This is a genomic window from Azoarcus sp. Soil_N_20 (genome assembly GCF_057656155.1).
In genome coordinates this window covers 1-356 of the sequence record NZ_JBDGKX010000072.1, presented here as the reverse complement: position 1 = coordinate 356, position 356 = coordinate 1, and the positions used below count along the sequence as shown (strand labels likewise).

Here is a 356-nt window from a genome sequence, read left to right as displayed (position 1 = left end):
GTCTTGTCGGTACGCGCCACCGGATTGACCACGTCGTTGGCCCCGATCACCAGCGCCACGTCGGCCTGGGCGAAGTCCGAGTTGATCTCCTCGAGGTCGAAGATCTTGTCGTAGGGCACGCCGGCTTCGGCCAGCAGCACGTTCATGTGCCCCGGCATGCGCCCGGCCACCGGGTGGATCGCGAACACCACCTCGACGCCACCTTCTTCGAGCAGCTGCGCCATCTCCCACACCTTGTGCTGCGCCCCTGCCACCGCCATGCCGTAGCCCGGCACGATAATGACCTTGCTCGCGTAGCGCATCACCGAGGCCGCGTCGAGCGCGGAGAACTCGCGCATGCTGCCCTCGATCGCCTC

The 356-nt window shown here is 66.9% G+C and carries 1 protein-coding gene; it reads right to left on the bottom strand.

Annotated elements, in window-relative coordinates; genetic code table 11:
- Positions 1 to 356, bottom strand: a 356-nt coding sequence (locus AC3A35_RS27950; RefSeq protein ID WP_487439818.1) for an NAD(P)(+) transhydrogenase (Re/Si-specific) subunit beta, incomplete at both ends; no start/stop codon positions are given.